The organism is Klebsiella sp. GG_Kp175 (assembly GCF_040062325.1).
Classification (GTDB): Bacteria; Pseudomonadota; Gammaproteobacteria; order Enterobacterales; family Enterobacteriaceae; genus Klebsiella; species Klebsiella quasipneumoniae.
In genome coordinates this window covers 44665-62593 of record NZ_JBEAFX010000007.1, presented here as the reverse complement: position 1 = coordinate 62593, position 17929 = coordinate 44665, and the positions used below count along the sequence as shown (strand labels likewise).

General features: G+C 57.8%; 17 protein-coding genes and 1 pseudogene. 9 read left to right on the top strand and 9 right to left on the bottom strand.

Annotated features, from left to right (window positions below):
* Positions 1 to 4: 4 nt before the first annotated feature.
* Together ABLU73_RS13505 and ABLU73_RS13500 are read right to left on the bottom strand one after the other, a co-directional pair.
* Positions 5 to 1099: a glycoside hydrolase family 88 protein gene (locus tag ABLU73_RS13505; protein WP_264924707.1), complete on the bottom strand. Its 1095-nt coding sequence runs from the start codon at positions 1097 to 1099 to the stop codon at positions 5 to 7.
* Positions 1074 to 2521 (bottom strand): annotated as a pseudogene (locus tag ABLU73_RS13500) (MFS transporter). The gene ABLU73_RS13505 and the pseudogene ABLU73_RS13500 overlap by 26 nt, the downstream one beginning before the upstream one ends.
* Positions 2522 to 2941: 420 nt before the next feature.
* On the opposite strand from ABLU73_RS13500, the gene ABLU73_RS13495 reads away from it, so the two are divergent.
* Positions 2942 to 4282 carry a glycosyl hydrolase family 28 protein gene (locus tag ABLU73_RS13495; protein WP_264924704.1) on the top strand — a complete coding sequence of 447 codons (1341 nt, stop codon included), beginning with the start codon at positions 2942 to 2944 and terminating at the stop codon, positions 4280 to 4282.
* Between the two features lie 50 nt (positions 4283 to 4332).
* Here the strand turns inward: ABLU73_RS13495 and purN are convergent, their stop codons facing one another.
* Both purN and purM read right to left on the bottom strand, forming a co-directional pair.
* Positions 4333 to 4974: a phosphoribosylglycinamide formyltransferase gene (gene purN, locus ABLU73_RS13490; RefSeq protein ID WP_348850241.1), complete on the bottom strand. Its 642-nt coding sequence runs from the start codon at positions 4972 to 4974 to the stop codon at positions 4333 to 4335.
* On the bottom strand, positions 4971 to 6008 hold the full coding sequence (gene purM, locus ABLU73_RS13485) for a phosphoribosylformylglycinamidine cyclo-ligase (RefSeq protein ID WP_004201922.1): 1038 nt from the start codon (positions 6006 to 6008) through the stop codon (positions 4971 to 4973). Before purM ends, purN begins: the two co-directional genes overlap by 4 nt.
* Positions 6009 to 6271: 263 nt before the next feature.
* On the opposite strand from purM, the gene bglK reads away from it, so the two are divergent.
* From bglK to ABLU73_RS13460, 5 genes are all read left to right on the top strand, one after another.
* The gene (gene bglK / locus ABLU73_RS13480; protein WP_017900443.1) at positions 6272 to 7165 is read left to right on the top strand and encodes a beta-glucoside kinase BglK; all 894 of its coding nucleotides are present in this window, start codon (positions 6272 to 6274) and stop codon (positions 7163 to 7165) included.
* Between the two features lie 9 nt (positions 7166 to 7174).
* Positions 7175 to 8605, top strand: a complete 1431-nt coding sequence (locus tag ABLU73_RS13475) for a 6-phospho-beta-glucosidase (RefSeq protein ID WP_017900444.1) — start codon at positions 7175 to 7177, stop codon at positions 8603 to 8605.
* Positions 8606 to 8831: 226 nt separating this feature from the next.
* Positions 8832 to 9458 carry a uracil phosphoribosyltransferase gene (gene upp / locus ABLU73_RS13470; protein ID WP_004201927.1) on the top strand — a complete coding sequence of 209 codons (627 nt, stop codon included), beginning with the start codon at positions 8832 to 8834 and terminating at the stop codon, positions 9456 to 9458.
* A gap of 86 nt (positions 9459 to 9544) precedes the next feature.
* Positions 9545 to 10831 carry a uracil permease gene (gene uraA / locus ABLU73_RS13465; RefSeq protein ID WP_017900445.1) on the top strand — a complete coding sequence of 429 codons (1287 nt, stop codon included), beginning with the start codon at positions 9545 to 9547 and terminating at the stop codon, positions 10829 to 10831.
* A 98-nt stretch (positions 10832 to 10929) separates the two neighbouring features.
* Entirely contained in the window at positions 10930 to 11631 is a 702-nt protein-coding gene (locus ABLU73_RS13460; protein WP_020947395.1) for a DnaA inactivator Hda, read from the top strand.
* On the opposite strand, the gene ABLU73_RS13455 is transcribed toward ABLU73_RS13460, so the two are convergent.
* The 3 genes from ABLU73_RS13455 to bepA all read right to left on the bottom strand — a co-directional run bounded on the left by ABLU73_RS13455 (position 11628) and on the right by bepA (position 14498).
* On the bottom strand, positions 11628 to 12539 hold the full coding sequence (locus ABLU73_RS13455) for an Rpn family recombination-promoting nuclease/putative transposase (RefSeq protein WP_064178304.1): 912 nt from the start codon (positions 12537 to 12539) through the stop codon (positions 11628 to 11630). The genes ABLU73_RS13460 and ABLU73_RS13455 overlap by 4 nt on opposite strands.
* A 126-nt stretch (positions 12540 to 12665) precedes the next feature.
* Positions 12666 to 13025: an arsenate reductase (glutaredoxin) gene (gene arsC, locus ABLU73_RS13450; RefSeq protein WP_064150931.1), complete on the bottom strand. Its 360-nt coding sequence runs from the start codon at positions 13023 to 13025 to the stop codon at positions 12666 to 12668.
* A 9-nt stretch (positions 13026 to 13034) separates the two neighbouring features.
* Positions 13035 to 14498, bottom strand: a complete 1464-nt coding sequence (gene bepA / locus ABLU73_RS13445) for a beta-barrel assembly-enhancing protease (protein WP_202678365.1) — start codon at positions 14496 to 14498, stop codon at positions 13035 to 13037.
* 51 nt (positions 14499 to 14549) lie between these two features.
* On the opposite strand from bepA, the gene ABLU73_RS13440 reads away from it, so the two are divergent.
* Together ABLU73_RS13440 and ABLU73_RS13435 are read left to right on the top strand one after the other, a co-directional pair.
* Positions 14550 to 14666, top strand: a complete 117-nt coding sequence (locus ABLU73_RS13440) for a hypothetical protein (RefSeq protein ID WP_032425793.1) — start codon at positions 14550 to 14552, stop codon at positions 14664 to 14666.
* Between the two features lie 54 nt (positions 14667 to 14720).
* On the top strand, positions 14721 to 15785 hold the full coding sequence (locus tag ABLU73_RS13435; protein ID WP_004201933.1) for an AI-2E family transporter: 1065 nt from the start codon (positions 14721 to 14723) through the stop codon (positions 15783 to 15785).
* A 60-nt stretch (positions 15786 to 15845) separates the two neighbouring features.
* Here ABLU73_RS13435 and bcp read toward each other — a convergent pair whose 3' ends face one another.
* Both bcp and ABLU73_RS13425 read right to left on the bottom strand, forming a co-directional pair.
* Positions 15846 to 16316, bottom strand: a complete 471-nt coding sequence (gene bcp, locus ABLU73_RS13430; RefSeq protein ID WP_004201935.1) for a thioredoxin-dependent thiol peroxidase — start codon at positions 16314 to 16316, stop codon at positions 15846 to 15848.
* 3 nt (positions 16317 to 16319) lie between these two features.
* Positions 16320 to 16886: a glycine cleavage system transcriptional repressor gene (locus ABLU73_RS13425; RefSeq protein ID WP_002913804.1), complete on the bottom strand. Its 567-nt coding sequence runs from the start codon at positions 16884 to 16886 to the stop codon at positions 16320 to 16322.
* Positions 16887 to 17039: 153 nt separating this feature from the next.
* Here ABLU73_RS13425 and dapA point away from each other — a divergent pair, with 153 nt between their 5' ends.
* Entirely contained in the window at positions 17040 to 17918 is an 879-nt protein-coding gene (dapA, locus tag ABLU73_RS13420) for a 4-hydroxy-tetrahydrodipicolinate synthase (protein WP_017900447.1), read from the top strand.
* Positions 17919 to 17929: the final 11 nt, after the last annotated feature.

Here is a 17929-nt window from a genome sequence, read left to right as displayed (position 1 = left end):
GCTTTTACAGCGTGCGATGCAGGGCTTCCACCAGGCACAGCATCGCCATCGCCTGGCCATAGGGCATGGCGGTGAGCGGGATGTGACGATAGTGATCAAGGTCGTGGCCCATCGCGGTGCCGAACGACACCTGCAACAGTTCACCCTGTGGTGAAATATGGTCGATAATTCCCTCGCACGCGCGTTCGGCCACCGGCAGATAATCCGCTTCCAGATAGCCGAGGCGTATCGCTTTGAAGATGCCGGCGGCAAACCCGGCGGTCGCCGAGGCTTCCAGATAGCTGTCGGGGTCGTTGAGCAGCGTTGGCCACAAACCGTTGTCACTCTGGCAGCGGGCAAGCGCGGCGACCTGTATCTGCAGGGTATTTTGCAATTGCCGGTAAACAGCATCATGCTCGTCGAGATCGAGCATCTCCAGCAGCTCCGGGATCGCCAGGGTTATCCAGCTGTTGCCTCGGGCCCACAGAGCGCCGGCGAAGTGGTGTCGGCCGGCGAAATGCCAGCCGTGATACCACAGGCCGCTCTGGCGGTCGCTGAGATAGTGCAGATGCTGTAAAAACTGGTAGATGGCCTCTTCCACCCAGCGCGGTTTATCAAACATTTTGCCCAGTATGGCCAGAGGCAATACCGCCATCATCAGCGTATCGTCCCAGATTTGTTGCTGATGCGCGCTCTCATAGGTGACATGCTGCAGACAGCCTTCATCGGTGCGTGGCATCTGGCGATAGATGGCTTCGCCCCAGCAGTCGAGGTAGGCGCGCCAGTCGCTGCGCGGCGCCTGCTGGTAGCGCAGCGCCAGCGTTAAGAACGGACAAGCCGTATTGATGTTTTTCTCCGGCGTTCCCTCGGCGAAGCGGGCGCTGAACCAGTCGTCAATCAGCTGACGGGCGCGGGGGGAACCGGTCAACTGCTGATAGCGAAACAGTCCGAACAGACCGATGCCGTGCGTCCATTCCCAGCCCTCCCAGCCTTTCGTATCAATGACCCGGCCATCGGCCAGCCGCTGCAACTGGCCGCTCTTATCGTTAATGGCGGTTAGGTTATCGATCAGCGCTTCAATACGCTGAAGGAGTTCAGGACGGTTGCTTTTCTGCGACATAATCACTCCCTTGCGGTAAGACGGCGTGTTGCCAGCGGGCATTGCGGTGCGGATGACCGGTTAGTAGTTCAATAGTTTCTCGCGTCTGCGGGCTGGCATCCTGCGGATGGCCGCCAGCGCGCAGGCGCTCCAGCTCGTTAATCAGAATTTGATGGCGCGGCTGGCTTAAGCGGAAACGAAATGCGCCATACATGGCCAGGATCGCCAGCAGGCCGGGCCCACCAGGAAAACCCACCAGATGCCGTTAAGGGCGGCGGCGTTCTGCGCTTCAGCGCCCTTGGTGAAGCCAAACGCCTCCAGCGCCAGTCCGACGATAAACAGCGCCAGCGCCTGGGAGAACTTGCGCGTCAGCATCATCACGCCGGCGTAAATTCCCTCGCGGCGCACGCCGGTATAGGCCTCATCGACATCCGGCAGAAAGTTATAGACGTTCCACGGAATGAGATAGGTTCCCCCGCGGGCGACGCCCATTACCACCGCACCGCCGAGCAGCAGCCAGGAGAGATGGCTAAAGCCGGCGCTAAGCTGGCTGAACCACAGCAAAGCGCAGAGGATCAGCGCAATGGCCAGCTTATAGGCATTGCCGTTGCCAACGCGAATGCACAGCCAGGTGAAGAACGGGATGGCGAAGAACTGAAACAGCGTCATCAGGCTCATCGCCTGCGATGCCAGGGAGGTCCCGACGCGCAATACATAGGTCATGTAATGCATAAACAGCGAGCCGAAAATATCCAACGCCACCGCGCCGCCGACGTACATCATGATATGAATGCGGAAAGTGCGCAGATGAAACGTTGAAGCCATCTCCCGGTATAACGACCCCAGGGTTTTAAGCAACCCCTGGCGGGCCTGCGGTGGCGGAAGAGCGTCGCGCTCCCAGGTGCCGCGCCAGACAAAAATCCACGGCAGGGCGAAGAGCAGGGCGAAGACGATGCCGATATAGAGAAATGCCTGCGATTGGTCGGCGACGTGAGCCATGATTTGCCCGGGGATCAGCGCGGCGAGAAAGGCCGTCGCCTGCGCGAACAGCATCCTCGCGCCCGACATCTTAGAGCGCAGATCGTAGCGCGAGGTCATTTCTGCCGGCAGTGTATCGTAAGGCACCATCAGTAGCGTAAACACGGTGCTGAAAAGTAAATAAGTGCCGAGGTACCAGGCGTAACCGAAACCGCTCACCCACATCAGGGCGAAACAGAGCGACATCGGCGCGCCGAGAATAAAGAATATCCGCCGGCGTCCCCAGCGGGTGCGGATGTTGTCAGTGATGTAGCCCATCACCGGATCGGTGATCCCATCCCAGATTTTGGCGATGGCGAAAATGGAGGCGGCGGCGGCGGGGGAGAGCCCGGCGACCTCAATATAGAAGTAGAGCAGCCACAGGCCGGTAATGGTCATCGCGCCGCTACCGAAAATATCACCCATCCCCCAGCAGAGGATATTGCGGGTTTTGACTTCTCGCGTTGGGGTTACTGTCCTCGTCATAAGCGTATCTCTTTGGTAAGGAAAGCGAGGTTGCACAGGAAAAGAGGGGAGGCGGGGGCGAAAATGCCGGATACGGGGATTTTGCGCCGTTCTGCGAGCAGCCTGCCAAATGGCGATGAAATGAAATAAATCCCGTGATATGGCTCACGGCTGACGCGATGGCCGCGGGCGGGAACTGTGCGGAGAGTACGCTTTTCGCGGTTGGCCGCGCAGGATTTGCGTTATCCATCACATTTTATCCCGGACGGACCTGGTGAATGTGAAATGCTGCGCAGATATTGCCCCGCGGGCAGTTTCTCCCCTACGCTGGTCGGGCAGGAGATGGTGTGATAGCTGCCTGTTTGATTTTCAGGATACGCTATGAATATTCATCTTTCTCAGCGCCATCCCCACGCGGATGGCGTCACTCCCGATACCGCTCTCTTTCAACAGGCGCTGGACGAGCTGGCGGAGGCCGGAGGAGGTACGCTGGTGGTCGATCACGGCAGGTACGCGCTCGGCGGCTTGCGGATAGGGTCAAATACCTGCCTGTGGCTGTCGCCGGGCGCCAAGCTGATCGTCAGCGAAAACGGCGATGATTTTACCCAAGCGGTCGCGCTGAGCCAGGCAGAGTGCTCCCACCGGGCCTTTCTTTATGCTCTCGATGCGCAAAATGTGAGTATCTGTGGCGGCGGTGAAATCTACGGTAGCGCCGACGGCTGGTTTTCCCGGGATGTCGATGCCATGGGGTACCGCCAGCCCGTCGAGCGGCGGCCGCGCATCATTTTGCTGGAGAACTGCCGCGGCGTGCGACTGGAAAATATTACCGTGCGCCATGCGCCGATGTGGACCATACATCTGGTCTCGTGTATCGGCGTGACGATTAACGGGATTACCGTGGATAACGATTTGACGATGGCCAATACCGACGCGCTGGATATCGACAGCTGCCAGCAGGTGCATATCGCCAACTGCTATTTCAGCGCCGCCGATGACGCTATCTGTCTGAAAACCACGGCCAAGCCTGCGCATATTCAGCGTCCGCTGCGTCAGGTTACGATCGTGAACTGTACGCTGCGGTCGAAAAGCTGCGCCTTAAAAGTCGGTACGGAAACCTGGCAGGATATTGAAGATGTGCTGGTCAGCAACTGCACCATCTTTGATTCCAATCGCGGGATCGGCTTGCTATCCCGCGACGGCGGCCAGCTGCGGCGGATGATCTTCAGCAACATAGCGTTTGCTTGCGTGAGCGCGCCAGCCTGTCACTGGGGGGAGGCGGATCCGGTTTTTCTTTCCGCACGCCATCGCGATCCGGCTATCGCCCCCGGCGCCATCACTCGGATCCAGTTTCGCGGTCTGGTCGGGGAGTGTGAAGGGGCGATTAATTTGCATAGTGAACCAGCGGGCCTGATCCAGCGCATTCTTTTTGACGGCATCCAGCTCCACCAGAAGCTTAATCCACAGATGGAGCAGGGGCTTTATGATGTGCGTCCGCCGTGTAACCCGCAGTCGCCAACCGGCATGGGCATGGATAATGCCTGGTGTCTGAATCCGCACAGCGGCCGTGCCTGGGGGGTTGAGCCTTACCCGGGAGGGCTGCCGGTGATGTATGCCAACGGCGTGACTGACCTGACGCTACGTGAGTTTGATTACCAGCGGCCGACGCCATTGCCTGCGGGGTGGAACCACAACGCACTTTGCCTGGAAAACACAGATAAATAACCGGGGAGAAGTGAGAAAGTAGCCCCGGCAATGACCGGGGCGAGACGTGCTTATACTTCAGCGGCATAGCCCTGGGGGGGAAGCTGTCGTTCATCCAGCCAGGCGTGGTTGCCCACCATGCGCAGACGCCCCTCGACGAACCAGCTTATCACCAGCGGATAAATGGCATGTTCCTGGGTCTGTACCCGCGCCGTAACCTCTTCCTCGCTGTCGCCAGCAAAGACCGGCACTTTGGCCTGCAGGATAACCGGACCGCCATCCAGCTCATCGGTGACGAAGTGCACCGAGGTCCCATGCTCCTCGTCACCGTTTTCCAGCACCTGGCGATGGGTATGCAGGCCAGGATACTTCGGCAGTAACGAAGGGTGGATGTTCAGCAGTCGTCCCTGATAGTGGCTGACAAAGGCCGGGCTAAGGATACGCATATAGCCCGCCAGCACCACCAGATCCGGGGCGTAGGCGTCAATTTCATGCATCAGCTGACGATCGAACGCTTCCCGGTCGGCAAACTGACTTTGCGCCAGCGCGTGGGCCGGGATCCCGGCCGCGCGCGCGCGCTCAAGGCCGAACGCATCGGCCTTGTTACTGAATACCGCACGCAGGGTGCCGTTTATCTGTTTCCGGCCACAGGCGTCGATGATCGCCTGCAAATTACTGCCGCTACCGGAAATCAGCACCACAATGTTTTTCATGCAATGACCACACGCTGTTCGGAATCGGAGGCTTTGATATACCCGATTTTCCACGCGTTTTCACCTTTCTCGTTCAGCAGGGCAATGGCCTTGTCTGCTTCTGCTGCCGGCAGGGCGATAACCATCCCCACGCCGCAGTTAAAGGTACGGTACATCTCATGCTGGCTGACGTTACCGGCGGTTTGCAGCCAGTTGAAAACGGACGGCCACTGCCAGGAAGACTCATCAATCACCGCCTGGGTGTTGTCCGGCAGTACGCGCGGGATGTTTTCCCAGAAGCCGCCGCCGGTCAGATGGGCGATGGCGTGGACGTCAACGCTGGCAATAAGGTCGAGAACCGATTTCACATAGATGCGGGTCGGCGCCAGCAAATGGTCGGCCAGCGGTTTGCCGTCAAGGTCGGTGGTCTGTGGGTCAACGCCGCTAACTTCAATAATCTTACGCACCAGCGAATAGCCGTTAGAGTGCGGGCCGCTGGAGGCCAGCGCCACCAGCACATCGCCGTCAGCGACTTTGCTGCCGTCGATGATTTCTGATTTTTCCACCACCCCGACGCAAAAACCCGCCACGTCGTAATCTTCGCCGTGGTACATCCCCGGCATCTCTGCGGTCTCACCGCCCACCAGCGCGCAACCGGACTGCAGGCAGCCTTCGGCGATGCCGTTGATGACGCTGGCTGCGGTATCGACGTCCAGTTTACCGGTGGCGTAGTAATCAAGGAAAAACAGCGGTTCAGCGCCCTGAACCACCAGGTCGTTCACGCACATGGCGACCAGGTCGATGCCGATGGTGTCGTGACGCTTCAGATCCATTGCCAGACGCAGCTTGGTACCGACGCCGTCGGTGCCGGAGACCAGTACCGGCTCGCGGTATTTCTGCGGCAGTGCGCACAGCGCGCCGAATCCGCCCAGTCCACCCATCACTTCCGGGCGACGGGTTTTCTTCACCACGCCCTTAATACGGTCGACGAGAGCGTTGCCTGCATCAATATCCACGCCGGCATCTTTATAGCTGAGAGAGGTTTTGTCGGTCACTGCGAAGTCTCCACGCGTTTGCGGTAAGCAAGAAAAATCGGCGCAATTCTAACAGGGAAAGCAAACGTTTGCGAGCCTGCTTTACAGTCGGCTTAAAACCGTTGGCGGATGGTCAAATTTGATACTGCTCACGAAAATGAAACCGGGTACAGCCTTGTGCTTGCCTCAGTGTCAGGTAATCCCCATCATATTACTGAAACCGGTTTCTGTGATTGATCGCCGTATGGATTACCGGTGATTTATGTTCGACAGGGGAGGGATGAATGAAGATTGCGGCATTTGATATCGGTGGCACCGCGTTAAAGATGGGCGTCATGACCCGCGACGGAAGGCTGCTGGAAACCGCGAAGCAGTCAATCAATGACAGCGATGGCGATCATATCTTACAGACCATGCTGTCGTGGCTGGCGGCCCACCCGTCATGCGAAGGCATTGCCATCAGCGCGCCGGGCTATGTCGATCCGCACAGCGGATTTATCACCATGGGCGGCGCTATCCGTCGCTTTGATAACTTCGCCATGAAATCATGGCTCGAGACGCGAACCGGGCTGCCGGTCTCGGTGGAAAACGACGCCAACTGTGTGCTGCTTGCCGAGCGCTGGCAGGGTAAAGCGGCGGAGATGGCCAATTTTCTGGTGCTCACTATCGGCACTGGCATCGGTGGAGCGATTTTTTGCCAACATCAGCTGATCCACGGGGCGCGTTTTCGCGCCGGCGAGTTCGGCTATATGCTTACCGATCGTCCCGGCGGACGCGATCCCCGTCGCTACTCGATGAATGAAAACTGCACCCTGCGTGTGCTGCGCTATCGCTATGCAGAACATATTGGCGCGCCGCTGGATAGCGTCACTGGCGAAATGATTTTTGACCGCTATGACGCCGGCGACCCGGTTTGCCAGCGTCTGGTCGCCGAGTTCTTCAATGGCCTGGGCCATGGCCTTTATAACCTCGTCAATATCTTCGATCCGCAGACCATTTTTATCGGCGGCGGCGTTGTGGAACGTCCTGGATTTCTGACGCTGCTGCGCCAGCATCTGGCCTGGTTCGGCATTGCCGACTATCTCGATACCGTCAGTCACGGCAACGATGCCGGCCTGATTGGCGCGGTTTACCATTTCAATCAGCACTATCGTTCGCCTGGCGACGATCGACCTTAGGGAGAGACTATGTCCGGATTTAAAGAAGGTTTTCTGTGGGGCGGCGCGGTGGCGGCGCATCAGTTAGAGGGCGGCTGGCAGGAGGGGGGCAAGGGGGTCAGCGTGGCGGATGTGATGACCGCCGGCGCCCACGGCGTGCCGCGGGAAATCACCGACGGCGTGGTGGCGGGAAAAAACTACCCGAACCATGAGGCGATCGATTTTTATCATCGCTACCCGCAGGACCTGGCGCTGTTTGCCGAAATGGGCTTCAAATGTTTCCGCACCTCGATTGCCTGGACGCGTATTTTCCCGCAGGGCGATGAACAGGAGCCGAACGAGGCTGGCCTGCAGTTTTATGACGATCTGTTCGACGAATGTCTGAAACACGGTATTGAACCGGTCATTACGCTGTCGCATTTTGAAATGCCCTATCACCTGGTCACCGAGTACGGCGGCTGGCGTAACCGCAAGCTGATCGACTTTTTCGTGCGCTTCGCCAGGGTCGTCTTCACCCGCTATCAGCATAAAGTGAAGTACTGGATGACCTTCAACGAGATCAACAACCAGGCTAACTACCATGAGGACTTTGCCCCTTTCACCAACTCCGGTCTGAAGTATTTACCGGGTGAAGATCGGGAACCGGTAATGTACCAGGCCGCACATTATGAGCTGGTGGCCAGCGCCCTGGCGGTGAAAGCGGCGCGCGAGATCAACCCTGCTCTGCAGATAGGCTGCATGATCGCCATGTGCCCTATCTATCCGCTGACCTGCGCGCCGGACGATATGATGATGGCGATGAACGCCATGCACCGTCGGTACTGGTTCACCGATGTCCACGTGCGCGGCCGCTATCCGCAGCATCTGCTCAACTATTTTGCCCGCCGCGGCTTTAGCCTGGACATCACCGAAGCCGATCGTCAGGCGTTAACCGAAGGCTGTGTCGACTACATCGGCTTTAGCTACTATATGTCCTTCGCCACCAAAGCCACCGAAGACAACCCCTTGCTCGATTATGATGAAACCACCAGCCTGGTCTCCAACCCGTACGTGAAAAAGTCGGACTGGGGCTGGCAGATTGACCCGGTCGGCCTGCGCTATTCTCTGAACTGGTTCTGGGATCACTATCAGCTACCGCTGTTTATTGTCGAAAACGGTTTTGGCGCGATCGATGTTCGTGAAGCGGACGGCAGCGTGGATGACCAGTACCGTATCGATTATCTCTCCGCGCATATAGCGGAGATGAAAAAGGCGGTGGTCGAGGATGGCGTCGATCTTATGGGTTATACCCCGTGGGGCTGTATCGATCTGGTTTCCGCCGGAACGGGGGAGATGAAAAAACGCTACGGCTTTATCTACGTGGATAAAGATAATGAAGGCAACGGCACGCTGGAGCGCAGTAAGAAGAAGTCGTTCGACTGGTATAAGAAGGTGATTGCCAGCAACGGGGAGCAGCTATAATTCCCCCGTGGCGCTGCGCTTATCGGGCCTGCGGGGTTTGCGGTCCGGGTAAGCGTTAGCGCCGCCCGGCAGAACCCCGCGCTAAAACCGGAGCCTCGCCTCCGGTTTTTTTGTCTCTAAATCACTTTGCTTGATATACGTCAAGCAAGATGGGTATGGCCTAATCCGAAAAAAGCGGTATAATCCCGCGATTTTTTTTGTGGCTGCCCCTCAGAGGAGAAAGAGAATGAAGATTGTGGAAGTCAAACACCCACTCGTCAAACACAAGCTGGGCCTGATGCGCGAGCACGACATCAGCACCAAACGCTTCCGTGAACTCGCCTCTGAAGTGGGCAGCTTACTGACTTATGAAGCCACCGCCGATCTGGCGACCGAGAAAGTGACCATCGAAGGCTGGAACGGCCCGGTGGAAGTTGAGCAGATCAAGGGCAAGAAAATTACCGTCGTGCCAATCCTGCGCGCAGGCCTCGGCATGATGGAAGGGGTACTTGAGCACGTGCCGAGCGCGCGTATCAGCGTGGTGGGTATTTATCGCAATGAAGAGACCCTCGAGCCGGTACCTTACTTCCAGAAGCTGGTGTCCAACATCGATGAGCGTATGGCGCTGGTGGTTGACCCGATGCTGGCCACCGGTGGGTCGATGATCGCCACTATCGATCTGCTGAAAAACGCCGGCTGCACCAGCATCAAGGTGCTGGTACTAGTGGCGGCGCCGGAAGGAATTGCCGCGCTGGAGAAAGCGCACCCGGACGTTGAGCTGTACACCGCCTCTGTCGATAAGGGACTGAACGAGCACGGGTACATCATTCCCGGTCTCGGCGATGCCGGCGACAAGATCTTTGGTACGAAATAATCGCATAACGATAAATAAGCCGACTTTGAGAGTCGGCTTTTTTTTGAATAAAACACACATAACTAACCATCTCAGAGGAAAACACTATGACGCGCCGTGCTATCGGGGTGAGTGAAAGACCGCCGCTTTTACAGACTATCCCGCTTAGTTTGCAGCACCTGTTTGCCATGTTTGGCGCAACGGTGCTGGTGCCAATCCTGTTCCACATCAACCCGGCCACCGTGCTGCTGTTCAACGGTATTGGTACGCTGCTGTACCTCTTTATCTGTAAAGGCAAAATCCCGGCGTATCTGGGATCGAGTTTCGCCTTTATCTCTCCAGTGCTGCTCCTGCTGCCGCTGGGCTATGAAGTGGCGCTGGGCGGTTTCATTATGTGCGGCGTGCTGTTCTGCCTCGTCTCCTTTATTGTCAAAAAAGCCGGTACCGGCTGGCTGGATGTGATGTTCCCCCCGGCGGCGATGGGGGCCATCGTGGCGGTTATCGGTCTGGAGCTGGCGGGCGTGGCGGCCAACATGGCCGGGCTGCTGCCGGCCGACGGCCAGTCGCCGGACAGTAAAACCATTATTATCTCGATGGTGACCCTGGCGGTGACGGTGTTTGGTTCGGTCCTGTTCCGCGGCTTCCTGGCGATTATCCCGATCCTGATTGGCGTTCTGGTGGGCTATGCGCTGTCGTTTGTGATGGGCGTGGTCGATACCACCCCGATCGCCGAAGCGCACTGGTTCGCGCTGCCAACCTTCTACACGCCGCGTTTTGAATGGTTCGCCATCTTCACCATTCTGCCCGCTGCGCTGGTGGTGATTGCCGAGCACGTCGGTCACCTGGTGGTGACGGCCAATATCGTCAAACGCGATCTGATCCGCGACCCGGGCCTGCATCGTTCGATGTTTGCCAATGGCCTGTCGACGATCGTTTCCGGCTTCTTCGGCTCGACGCCTAACACCACCTACGGGGAAAATATCGGCGTGATGGCGATTACCCGCGTCTACAGCACCTGGGTTATCGGCGGCGCGGCGATCATTGCGATTCTGCTCTCCTGCGTCGGCAAACTGGCGGCGGCGATCCAGATCATCCCGGTGCCGGTGATGGGCGGCGTGTCGCTGCTGCTGTACGGGGTAATCGGCGCCTCAGGGATCCGCGTACTGATTGAATCGAAGGTGGATTACAGCAAGGCGCAGAATCTGATTCTCACCTCCGTGATCCTGATCATCGGCGTCAGCGGTGCCAAAGTGCACATCGGCGCCGCTGAGCTGAAAGGGATGGCGCTGGCCACCATCGTCGGTATCGCGCTCAGCCTGATTTTCAAGCTTATCAGCGTCCTGCGTCCGGAAGAGGTGGTTCTCGACGCCGCGGATAGCGAAGAGGTTAAATAACGATCGTCTGGCCGGGCGGCGATCCCGCCCGGTTCTCTCCTGACCTAAATCTGTGATAAACTCTTCGCGTTTTTCTGTAAGCCTATGTTGAGGTCCATCTGAACGCACCGGCACAGCTCTCTTTGCCACTGTATCTTCCTGACGACGAAACCTTCGCGAGTTTCTGGCCGGGTGATAATCCTTCCCTACTTGCTGCCCTCCAGAACGTACTGCGCCAGGAACACAGCGGGTATATTTATATCTGGTCACGTGAAGGGGCGGGTCGCAGCCACCTGTTACATGCCGCCTGCGCCGAGCTTTCCCAGCGCGGGGATGCCGTGGGCTACGTGCCGCTGGATAAACGCACCTGGTTTGTGCCGGAGGTGCTGGAGGGGATGGAACAGCTGGCGCTGGTCTGCATCGATAACATCGAGTGCGTCGCCGGGGATGAGCCCTGGGAAATGGCCATCTTTAATCTCTACAACCGGATCCTGGAATCAGGTAAAACCCGTCTGCTGATCACCGGGGACCGGCCGCCGCGGCAACTGAATCTTGGTCTGCCGGATCTCGCCTCGCGGCTTGACTGGGGGCAGATCTATAAGCTGCAGCCGCTGTCGGATGAAGACAAGCTGCAGGCCCTGCAGCTGCGCGCCAGACTGCGCGGCTTCGAGATGCCGGAGGACGTTTGCCGCTTCCTGCTGAAGCGGCTGGATCGCGAAATGCGCTCGCTGTTTATGACCCTCGATCAGCTGGATCATGCCTCGATTACCGCTCAGCGCAAGCTGACGATCCCCTTCGTGAAAGAGATCCTTAAACTCTAGTCCGCCTGCGGAGTCAGTTCCTCCTCCGTCAGCCCGGTCAACCGGGCGACCAGATCGCGCGCCAGGCCACTGTGTAGCATAGCGGCGGCGATACGCTGCGCCTCTTCCTTCCGGCCTTCCTGACGGCCCTGCGCCAGGCCCCGCTCCAGGCCCTGTTGTTCCAGATATTCCGCAATTGTCATCAACGTCTCCTTGTGCTGCGGCGTACGTAACGCCAGCTCGCGAATGAACTTGATCGGCTCTCGCGCGTTGCCTGCCTGCACCAGATAGTGCATCAGGGCTTGTACCTGCGATTCCGTCGCCAGACCAGTCAATAATAATTCGCTCAGCTTGTCGAGGAGCTGCGCCAGATCGCGTTGTCGAATATGTTTTTGCAGTAACTCCAGCGTCGCCATGCGCTGATGGGTGGCAATGTCGTCATCCGGAATGACGGTAATGTCCGCCAGCGGAAACGCCCCGTGATAAAGGTGGCCGGCCAGCTCCGGAGCGACGAATTCATCGAGCCAGCGCAGCGAGAACGGGTAGGGGCTCACCAGACCGTGGTAGAAGAGAACAGGGATCACCAGCGGCAGCCGATCGTGGCCGGCATCAAGGTGGCGCTGCATGGCGGCGATGGCGTAGCGCATCAGACGAAAGGCCATATGCCGATCGGGCGTGCTCTGGTGTTCGATAAGCGCATAAATATAGCCGTCTCCCGCCGTGGTTTTCAGGGAATACAGAATGTCGGCGTAAAAGGGACGCAGATCGTCTTCGACAAAATGCCCGGACTCGAGATGCAGCGTACGCAGATCGCACACCTTAAGCAGCGTCTCGGGCAGGTACAGCCGCAGAAAATCGCGGGCGGTATCAGGATGGGAGAGATAGCTCTTAAATACGGCATCATGAGGCGTTGAGGTTGGTTTTTTCATGTTCATCCGTCCAGTGGATTGAGCGATAGATGAACAGTAGCACTGCAAGGCGGGCGGGAGGGATTGGCGTGGAAGATCTGGAATCGGCTACGTAAAAAAGCGCCGCGATAGCGCGGCGCGGGTGGGTTAGCTTACGATCTCGAGGACCTGCTCCGGCGGTCGGCCAATACGCGCCTGGCCGCGGCTAACGACAATGGGGCGTTCGATAAGCTTAGGATTGGCGACCATCGCCTGTATCAGCGCCGCGTCGCTGAGCGCCGGGTCGGCAAGATTGAGCGATTTATACAGATCCTCTTTCTGGCGCATGAGCTCGCGGGGGCTCTCCATATCCAGCAGCTGCAGCAGTTGACGCAGCGTCCCGGCATCCGGTGGCGTCTCAAGATAAAGCACCACCTCAGGATCGATGCCGTGGCTCTTCAACAGGCTCAGCGTTTCGCGGCTCTTCGAGCAGCGTGGGTTATGGTAAATTTTTACCGCGTCGGTCATGGGGTCTCCTTACATTTTTTGGTAGGGGCGGAAGCGGGCCTGTAGCTCACGTAGCTGGTCGATGCGGGCATCGTAGCGGGCCTGCTGCAGACTACCGAGTTTCACTTGCGAGCTGGCGCTGCTGAGCAGGGAAATCGCCTGTTCCAGCTGGCCGACCAGCGCCATGCTTTCTGCCCGCGCCGCCAGCTCCTGGTCGCGATTGCCCAGGGCGCCTTCCGCCTGAGCCAGCAGGTCCCAGCCGTTGCCATCCTCTTTATAGGTAAAGGTATAACGATTCAGGATGGTCGCCGCTTCCCCGGGCTGTCCGCCCTGCAGGAGGGCGTTGGCCAGGTTCAACTGCAGCACCGGATTGGTGCGCAGTTCACGAGCGTTTTTAAGACGGTTGATGGCGTCGCCGGTTTTCTTCTGCCCGAGGTCGATATCGGTGGCCAGATCGAGATACCAGGGATTTTGCGGATCGGCGCTGAGCAGCGGCTGCAGCGTTTTGCGCGCCTGGTCAAAGTTGTTGCTTTCCATCGCCAGCAGGGCGCGGCCATACTGCGCGGCATGCTGCTGGCGGATATTGCCTTTATCCCAGGCGTTGAGCAGATCGATGCCCAGCTTATTGTCGCCGTTGGTGTACATTCCGAGGGTACGCGCCTTCGCCAGATAGAAGTCCGCTGAGGACTGCACGACAACCGGGCGCATCTGGTTGGCGCGGTTACGAGCATCGGCAAGCCGGCTTTCCGGCAGAGGGTGGGTGAGCAGCATTTCCGGCGGCCGCGTCGAGTAGCGCGACTCATCAAGCAGTTTACCCATAAACATCGGCATGGCCTGCGGGTCGAATCCCGAGCGTTGCAGAACCTGAATACCAATCCGGTCGGCCTCTTCTTCGTTCTGACGGGTGAAGCTGATCATGCCCTGTTGGGTGCCGGCCAGCGTCCCGGTCAGCGCCGCCATCCCGGCCTGCGGGCTGGCCATCGCCAGCAGAATTGAACCCAGCGCGCCGACCCAGGTCAGCGGCGCATTGCGCTTCTGATCTTCCATTGCGCGGGCAAGATGCCGCTGCGTAACGTGGGAAATTTCGTGCGCCATGACAGAGGCCAGTTCGCTCTCATTATCGGAATAGCGGAACAGGGCCGAGTGGAGGACCACATTGCCGCCGAAGAAGGCGAAGGCGTTGATTTGGTCGTTATTAATCAAATAGAAGTGGAACGGGGTGCGCACCGAATTCGCATGCGAGACCAGACGCATGCCCAGCCCGTTGATGTATTGCACCAGCAGAGGGTCGTTGATCAGCGGCGCGCTGCCGCGCAGCTGGCGGACGTAGTAATCCCCCATCTGCATTTCCTGACCAATCGACAGCGTGCTTCCTGCGGAGGTCCCCATGTCCGGCAGGGTATCTGCGGAGTCAGCAAAAGCAGGGCCTAACGAACCCAGCGTCAGCGACGCGATCACGGTCGCCACCAGCGTTTTCTTCAACTGCCTGAACATAACCTCTGTCCTGTAATGTGGGTGTGCCAGTTTGACCGATTGTGCGACGCAATGTTCCCTGGCCGCATCCCAGCGAGTTTAGCTGGCGTTAGACACATTGAAAATAGGTTCTTCACGGCGGAGACGGGTTTGTCTGCTGCGCATCAAAAAGCGAAGTCTTTTTTGTGACATTTCGATACAATTCCTCCGTTTGTCGCCGCTTTGCGCTTCAGGGAAGGTTTTATGCTCGAGATGTTAATGCAGTGGTACCGCCGTCGATTCAGCGACCCTGAGGCGATAGCGCTGCTGGTTATTTTGCTTGCCGGTTTCGGCATCATGTTCTTTTTCAGCGGCCTGCTGGCCCCGTTACTGGTGGCTATCGTGCTGGCCTATTTGCTGGAGTGGCCGACCGTGCGCCTGGAGCGCATCGGTCTGTCGCGCACCTGGGCGACCTCGCTGGTGCTGATCCTCTTCGTGGGCATCCTGCTGTTGCTGGCTTTCGTGGTGCTGCCGGTGGCCTGGCAGCAGGGGATCTACCTTATCCGCGATATGCCGGGCATGCTCAACAAGCTCTCTGATTTTGCCGCCACGCTGCCGCGGCGCTATCCGGCGTTAATGGATGCCGGCATCATCGATGCGATGGCGGAAAATATGCGCACCCGGATGCTGACGGTGGGCGACTCAGTGGTCAAGTATTCTCTCGCCTCGCTGGTGGGGCTGCTTACGCTGGCGGTGTATCTGGTGCTGGTGCCGCTGATGGTCTTCTTCCTGCTGAAGGATAAAGAGCAGATGCTCAACGCGGTACGCCGCGTGCTGCCGCGCAACCGCGGCCTGGCCGGGCAGGTATGGAAGGAGATGAACCAGCAAATCACCAACTACATTCGCGGTAAGGTGCTGGAGATGATTGTCGTCAGCGTCGCCACCTGGATAGGCTTCATCCTTTTCGGCCTCAACTACTCGCTGCTGTTGGCGGTGCTGGTGGGCTTCTCGGTGCTGATCCCCTATATTGGTGCATTTGTGGTGACCATTCCGGTGGTGGGGGTGGCGCTGTTTCAGTTTGGCGCGGGCACCGAGTTCTGGAGTCTGTTCGCGGTCTATCTGATTATTCAGGGGCTTGACGGCAATCTGCTGGTCCCGGTGCTGTTCTCGGAAGCGGTGAATCTGCACCCGCTGGTGATTATCCTGTCGGTGGTGATCTTTGGCGGTTTGTGGGGGTTCTGGGGCGTCTTCTTCGCCATTCCGCTGGCCACGTTGATTAAAGCGGTGGTGCATGCCTGGCCGGATGGCCTGGTGGTCGACGACGACTAAGGCATTGAGGATAAAAAAAGACGCCGGGCGAGGTTCTCTCACCCGGCGTCTTGCTTTGCATCAGGCGTTTTCTTTCAGCCAGTTCAGCACCACGTCGTGGTGATTGCTGGTTTTGAAGTCATCAAAGACGTGTTCGATTTTGCCATCGGCATCGACGAGGAAGCTGATACGGTGGATCCCGTCGTAGGTTTTCCCCATAAAGGATTTTTCGCCCCAGACGCCAAACTGCTCGCAAACCTGATGGTTTTCATCAGACAGCAGCGTAAAGTTCAGCAGCTCTTTTTCGGCGAAGCGGGAGAGCTTTTCCGGTTTATCGGTGCTGATGCCCAGCACTTCCACACCGGCTTTCTTCAGGTCGTCCATGTTGTCGCGCAAGCCGCACGCCTGGACGGTGCAGCCCGGGGTCATGGCCTTCGGGTAAAAATAAACCAGGACACGCTGTCCCTGGAAGTCGGTTAAATTTACTTCCTCGCCGTCCTGGTCCGGTAAGCTAAATTTCGGTGCAAGATCACCGGCTTTCAGTGGGGTCATGGGTTAAACTCCATCCTGTTCATCATGCTGTGAATAATTAACGATGTTAATACTGCCTTGTGCGTTGAGTTCTGTACATAGGGCTTTGAACGCTTGTTCGATATTTGCTGCATTTTGCGTCGCAGGACTGTGGGCAGTTATCTGAATAAAAAGCTGCGCGGAATCACCGTCTCCCGGCTGCGTGCGGGACACCAGTTCCGCGATATTCATATTCCATGTATCGCACAGGGCAGTGAAGCGCTCGATGATATGCGGTGAGTCCGGCACCTCAACCTGGACCCAGACGGTGTTTGGCATGGCCTGCGGGGGGCGCGCGGTGGTGCGTTTCATCACGATCAACAGCTCCAGCTCCGCGCCTTTCAGCGGCAGGGTTGATTCGATCAGGTTAATCGCATTCCACGACCCGGAAAGCAGCATGATAAACGTAAACTCATCACCGAGCATGGCCAGCCGGCTGTCTTCGATATTACAACCGCAGCTGCTGACGTGGCGAGTGATCGTATTCACGATGCCGGGACGGTCAGCCCCCAGGGCGGTAATAACCAGATAGTGTTGTAATGAGGCTGTCAAACCTGTTCTTCCTTTAAAAAGGTGAGGTAACATTAGGAAAGCATAAAAAAAACCGCCATACAACATCCCTGATGGCGTCGGGTCTCTTGCTTTTATTGCAGCTCCAAACGTAACATTGAGAATCTTGTCGCACTTCTGCTCTGAGGATGGCCCATGTTCACGGGAAGTATTGTAGCGCTTGTCACGCCGATGGATGAAAACGGTAATGTCTGCCGGACAAGCCTGAAAAAACTGATTGATTACCATGTCGCCAACGGAACCTCGGCGATCGTTTCGGTAGGGACTACCGGTGAATCCGCAACGCTGAGCCATGAAGAGCACGGCGACGTGGTGATGATGACGCTGGAACTGGCTGACGGGCGTATCCCGGTGATCGCTGGAACGGGAGCCAATGCAACCGCAGAGGCGATTAGCCTGACCAAGCGTTTTAACGACAGCGGCGTTGTCGGCTGCCTGACGGTCACTCCTTATTATAACCGTCCTACCCAGGAAGGCCTGTTCCAGCACTTTAAAGCTATCGCCGAACATACTGACCTGCCGCAAATTCTGTATAATGTGCCGTCCCGTACCGGTTGCGATATGCTGCCGGAAACCGTTGGCCGTCTGGCGGAAATTAAAAATATTGTCGGTATTAAGGAAGCTACAGGGAACTTAAGTCGCGTTCACCAGATCAAAGAGCTGGTTTCAGACGACTTTATTCTGCTGAGCGGTGACGATGCGACCGGTATGGACTTCATGCAGCTCGGCGGCGTGGGCGTGATTTCCGTCACCGCCAACGTGGCGGCGCGCGAAATGGCCGACATGTGCCGTCTGGCGCTGGCGGGTCAATTTGCCGAAGCCCGGGCGATTAACCAGCGTCTGATGCCATTGCATACAAAATTATTTGTCGAACCCAATCCTATCCCGGTGAAATGGGGATGCAAGGCGTTGGGTCTTGTGGCGACCGATACGCTGCGCTTGCCGATGACGCCTATCACCGACCAGGGTCGTGAAGCCGTTACCGCCGCGCTGAAGCATGCCGGTTTGCTGTAAAGTTTAGGGAG

What these genes read in the sequence shown, in the direction of transcription:
- ABLU73_RS13505 (WP_264924707.1), bottom strand. Translation starts at nt 1,099, where the DNA reads ATGTCGCAGAAAAGCAACCGTCCTGAACTCCTTCAGCGTATTGAAGCG.
- ABLU73_RS13495 (WP_264924704.1), top strand. Translation starts at nt 2,942, where the DNA reads ATGAATATTCATCTTTCTCAGCGCCATCCCCACGCGGATGGCGTCACT.
- purN (WP_348850241.1), bottom strand. Translation starts at nt 4,974, where the DNA reads ATGAAAAACATTGTGGTGCTGATTTCCGGTAGCGGCAGTAATTTGCAG.
- bglK (WP_017900443.1), top strand. Translation starts at nt 6,272, where the DNA reads ATGAAGATTGCGGCATTTGATATCGGTGGCACCGCGTTAAAGATGGGC.
- ABLU73_RS13475 (WP_017900444.1), top strand. Translation starts at nt 7,175, where the DNA reads ATGTCCGGATTTAAAGAAGGTTTTCTGTGGGGCGGCGCGGTGGCGGCG.
- upp (WP_004201927.1), top strand. Translation starts at nt 8,832, where the DNA reads ATGAAGATTGTGGAAGTCAAACACCCACTCGTCAAACACAAGCTGGGC.
- uraA (WP_017900445.1), top strand. Translation starts at nt 9,545, where the DNA reads ATGACGCGCCGTGCTATCGGGGTGAGTGAAAGACCGCCGCTTTTACAG.
- ABLU73_RS13455 (WP_064178304.1), bottom strand. Translation starts at nt 12,539, where the DNA reads ATGAAAAAACCAACCTCAACGCCTCATGATGCCGTATTTAAGAGCTAT.
- arsC (WP_064150931.1), bottom strand. Translation starts at nt 13,025, where the DNA reads ATGACCGACGCGGTAAAAATTTACCATAACCCACGCTGCTCGAAGAGC.
- bepA (WP_202678365.1), bottom strand. Translation starts at nt 14,498, where the DNA reads ATGTTCAGGCAGTTGAAGAAAACGCTGGTGGCGACCGTGATCGCGTCG.
- ABLU73_RS13440 (WP_032425793.1), top strand. Translation starts at nt 14,550, where the DNA reads ATGTTCCCTGGCCGCATCCCAGCGAGTTTAGCTGGCGTTAGACACATT.
- ABLU73_RS13435 (WP_004201933.1), top strand. Translation starts at nt 14,721, where the DNA reads ATGCTCGAGATGTTAATGCAGTGGTACCGCCGTCGATTCAGCGACCCT.
- bcp (WP_004201935.1), bottom strand. Translation starts at nt 16,316, where the DNA reads ATGACCCCACTGAAAGCCGGTGATCTTGCACCGAAATTTAGCTTACCG.
- dapA (WP_017900447.1), top strand. Translation starts at nt 17,040, where the DNA reads ATGTTCACGGGAAGTATTGTAGCGCTTGTCACGCCGATGGATGAAAAC.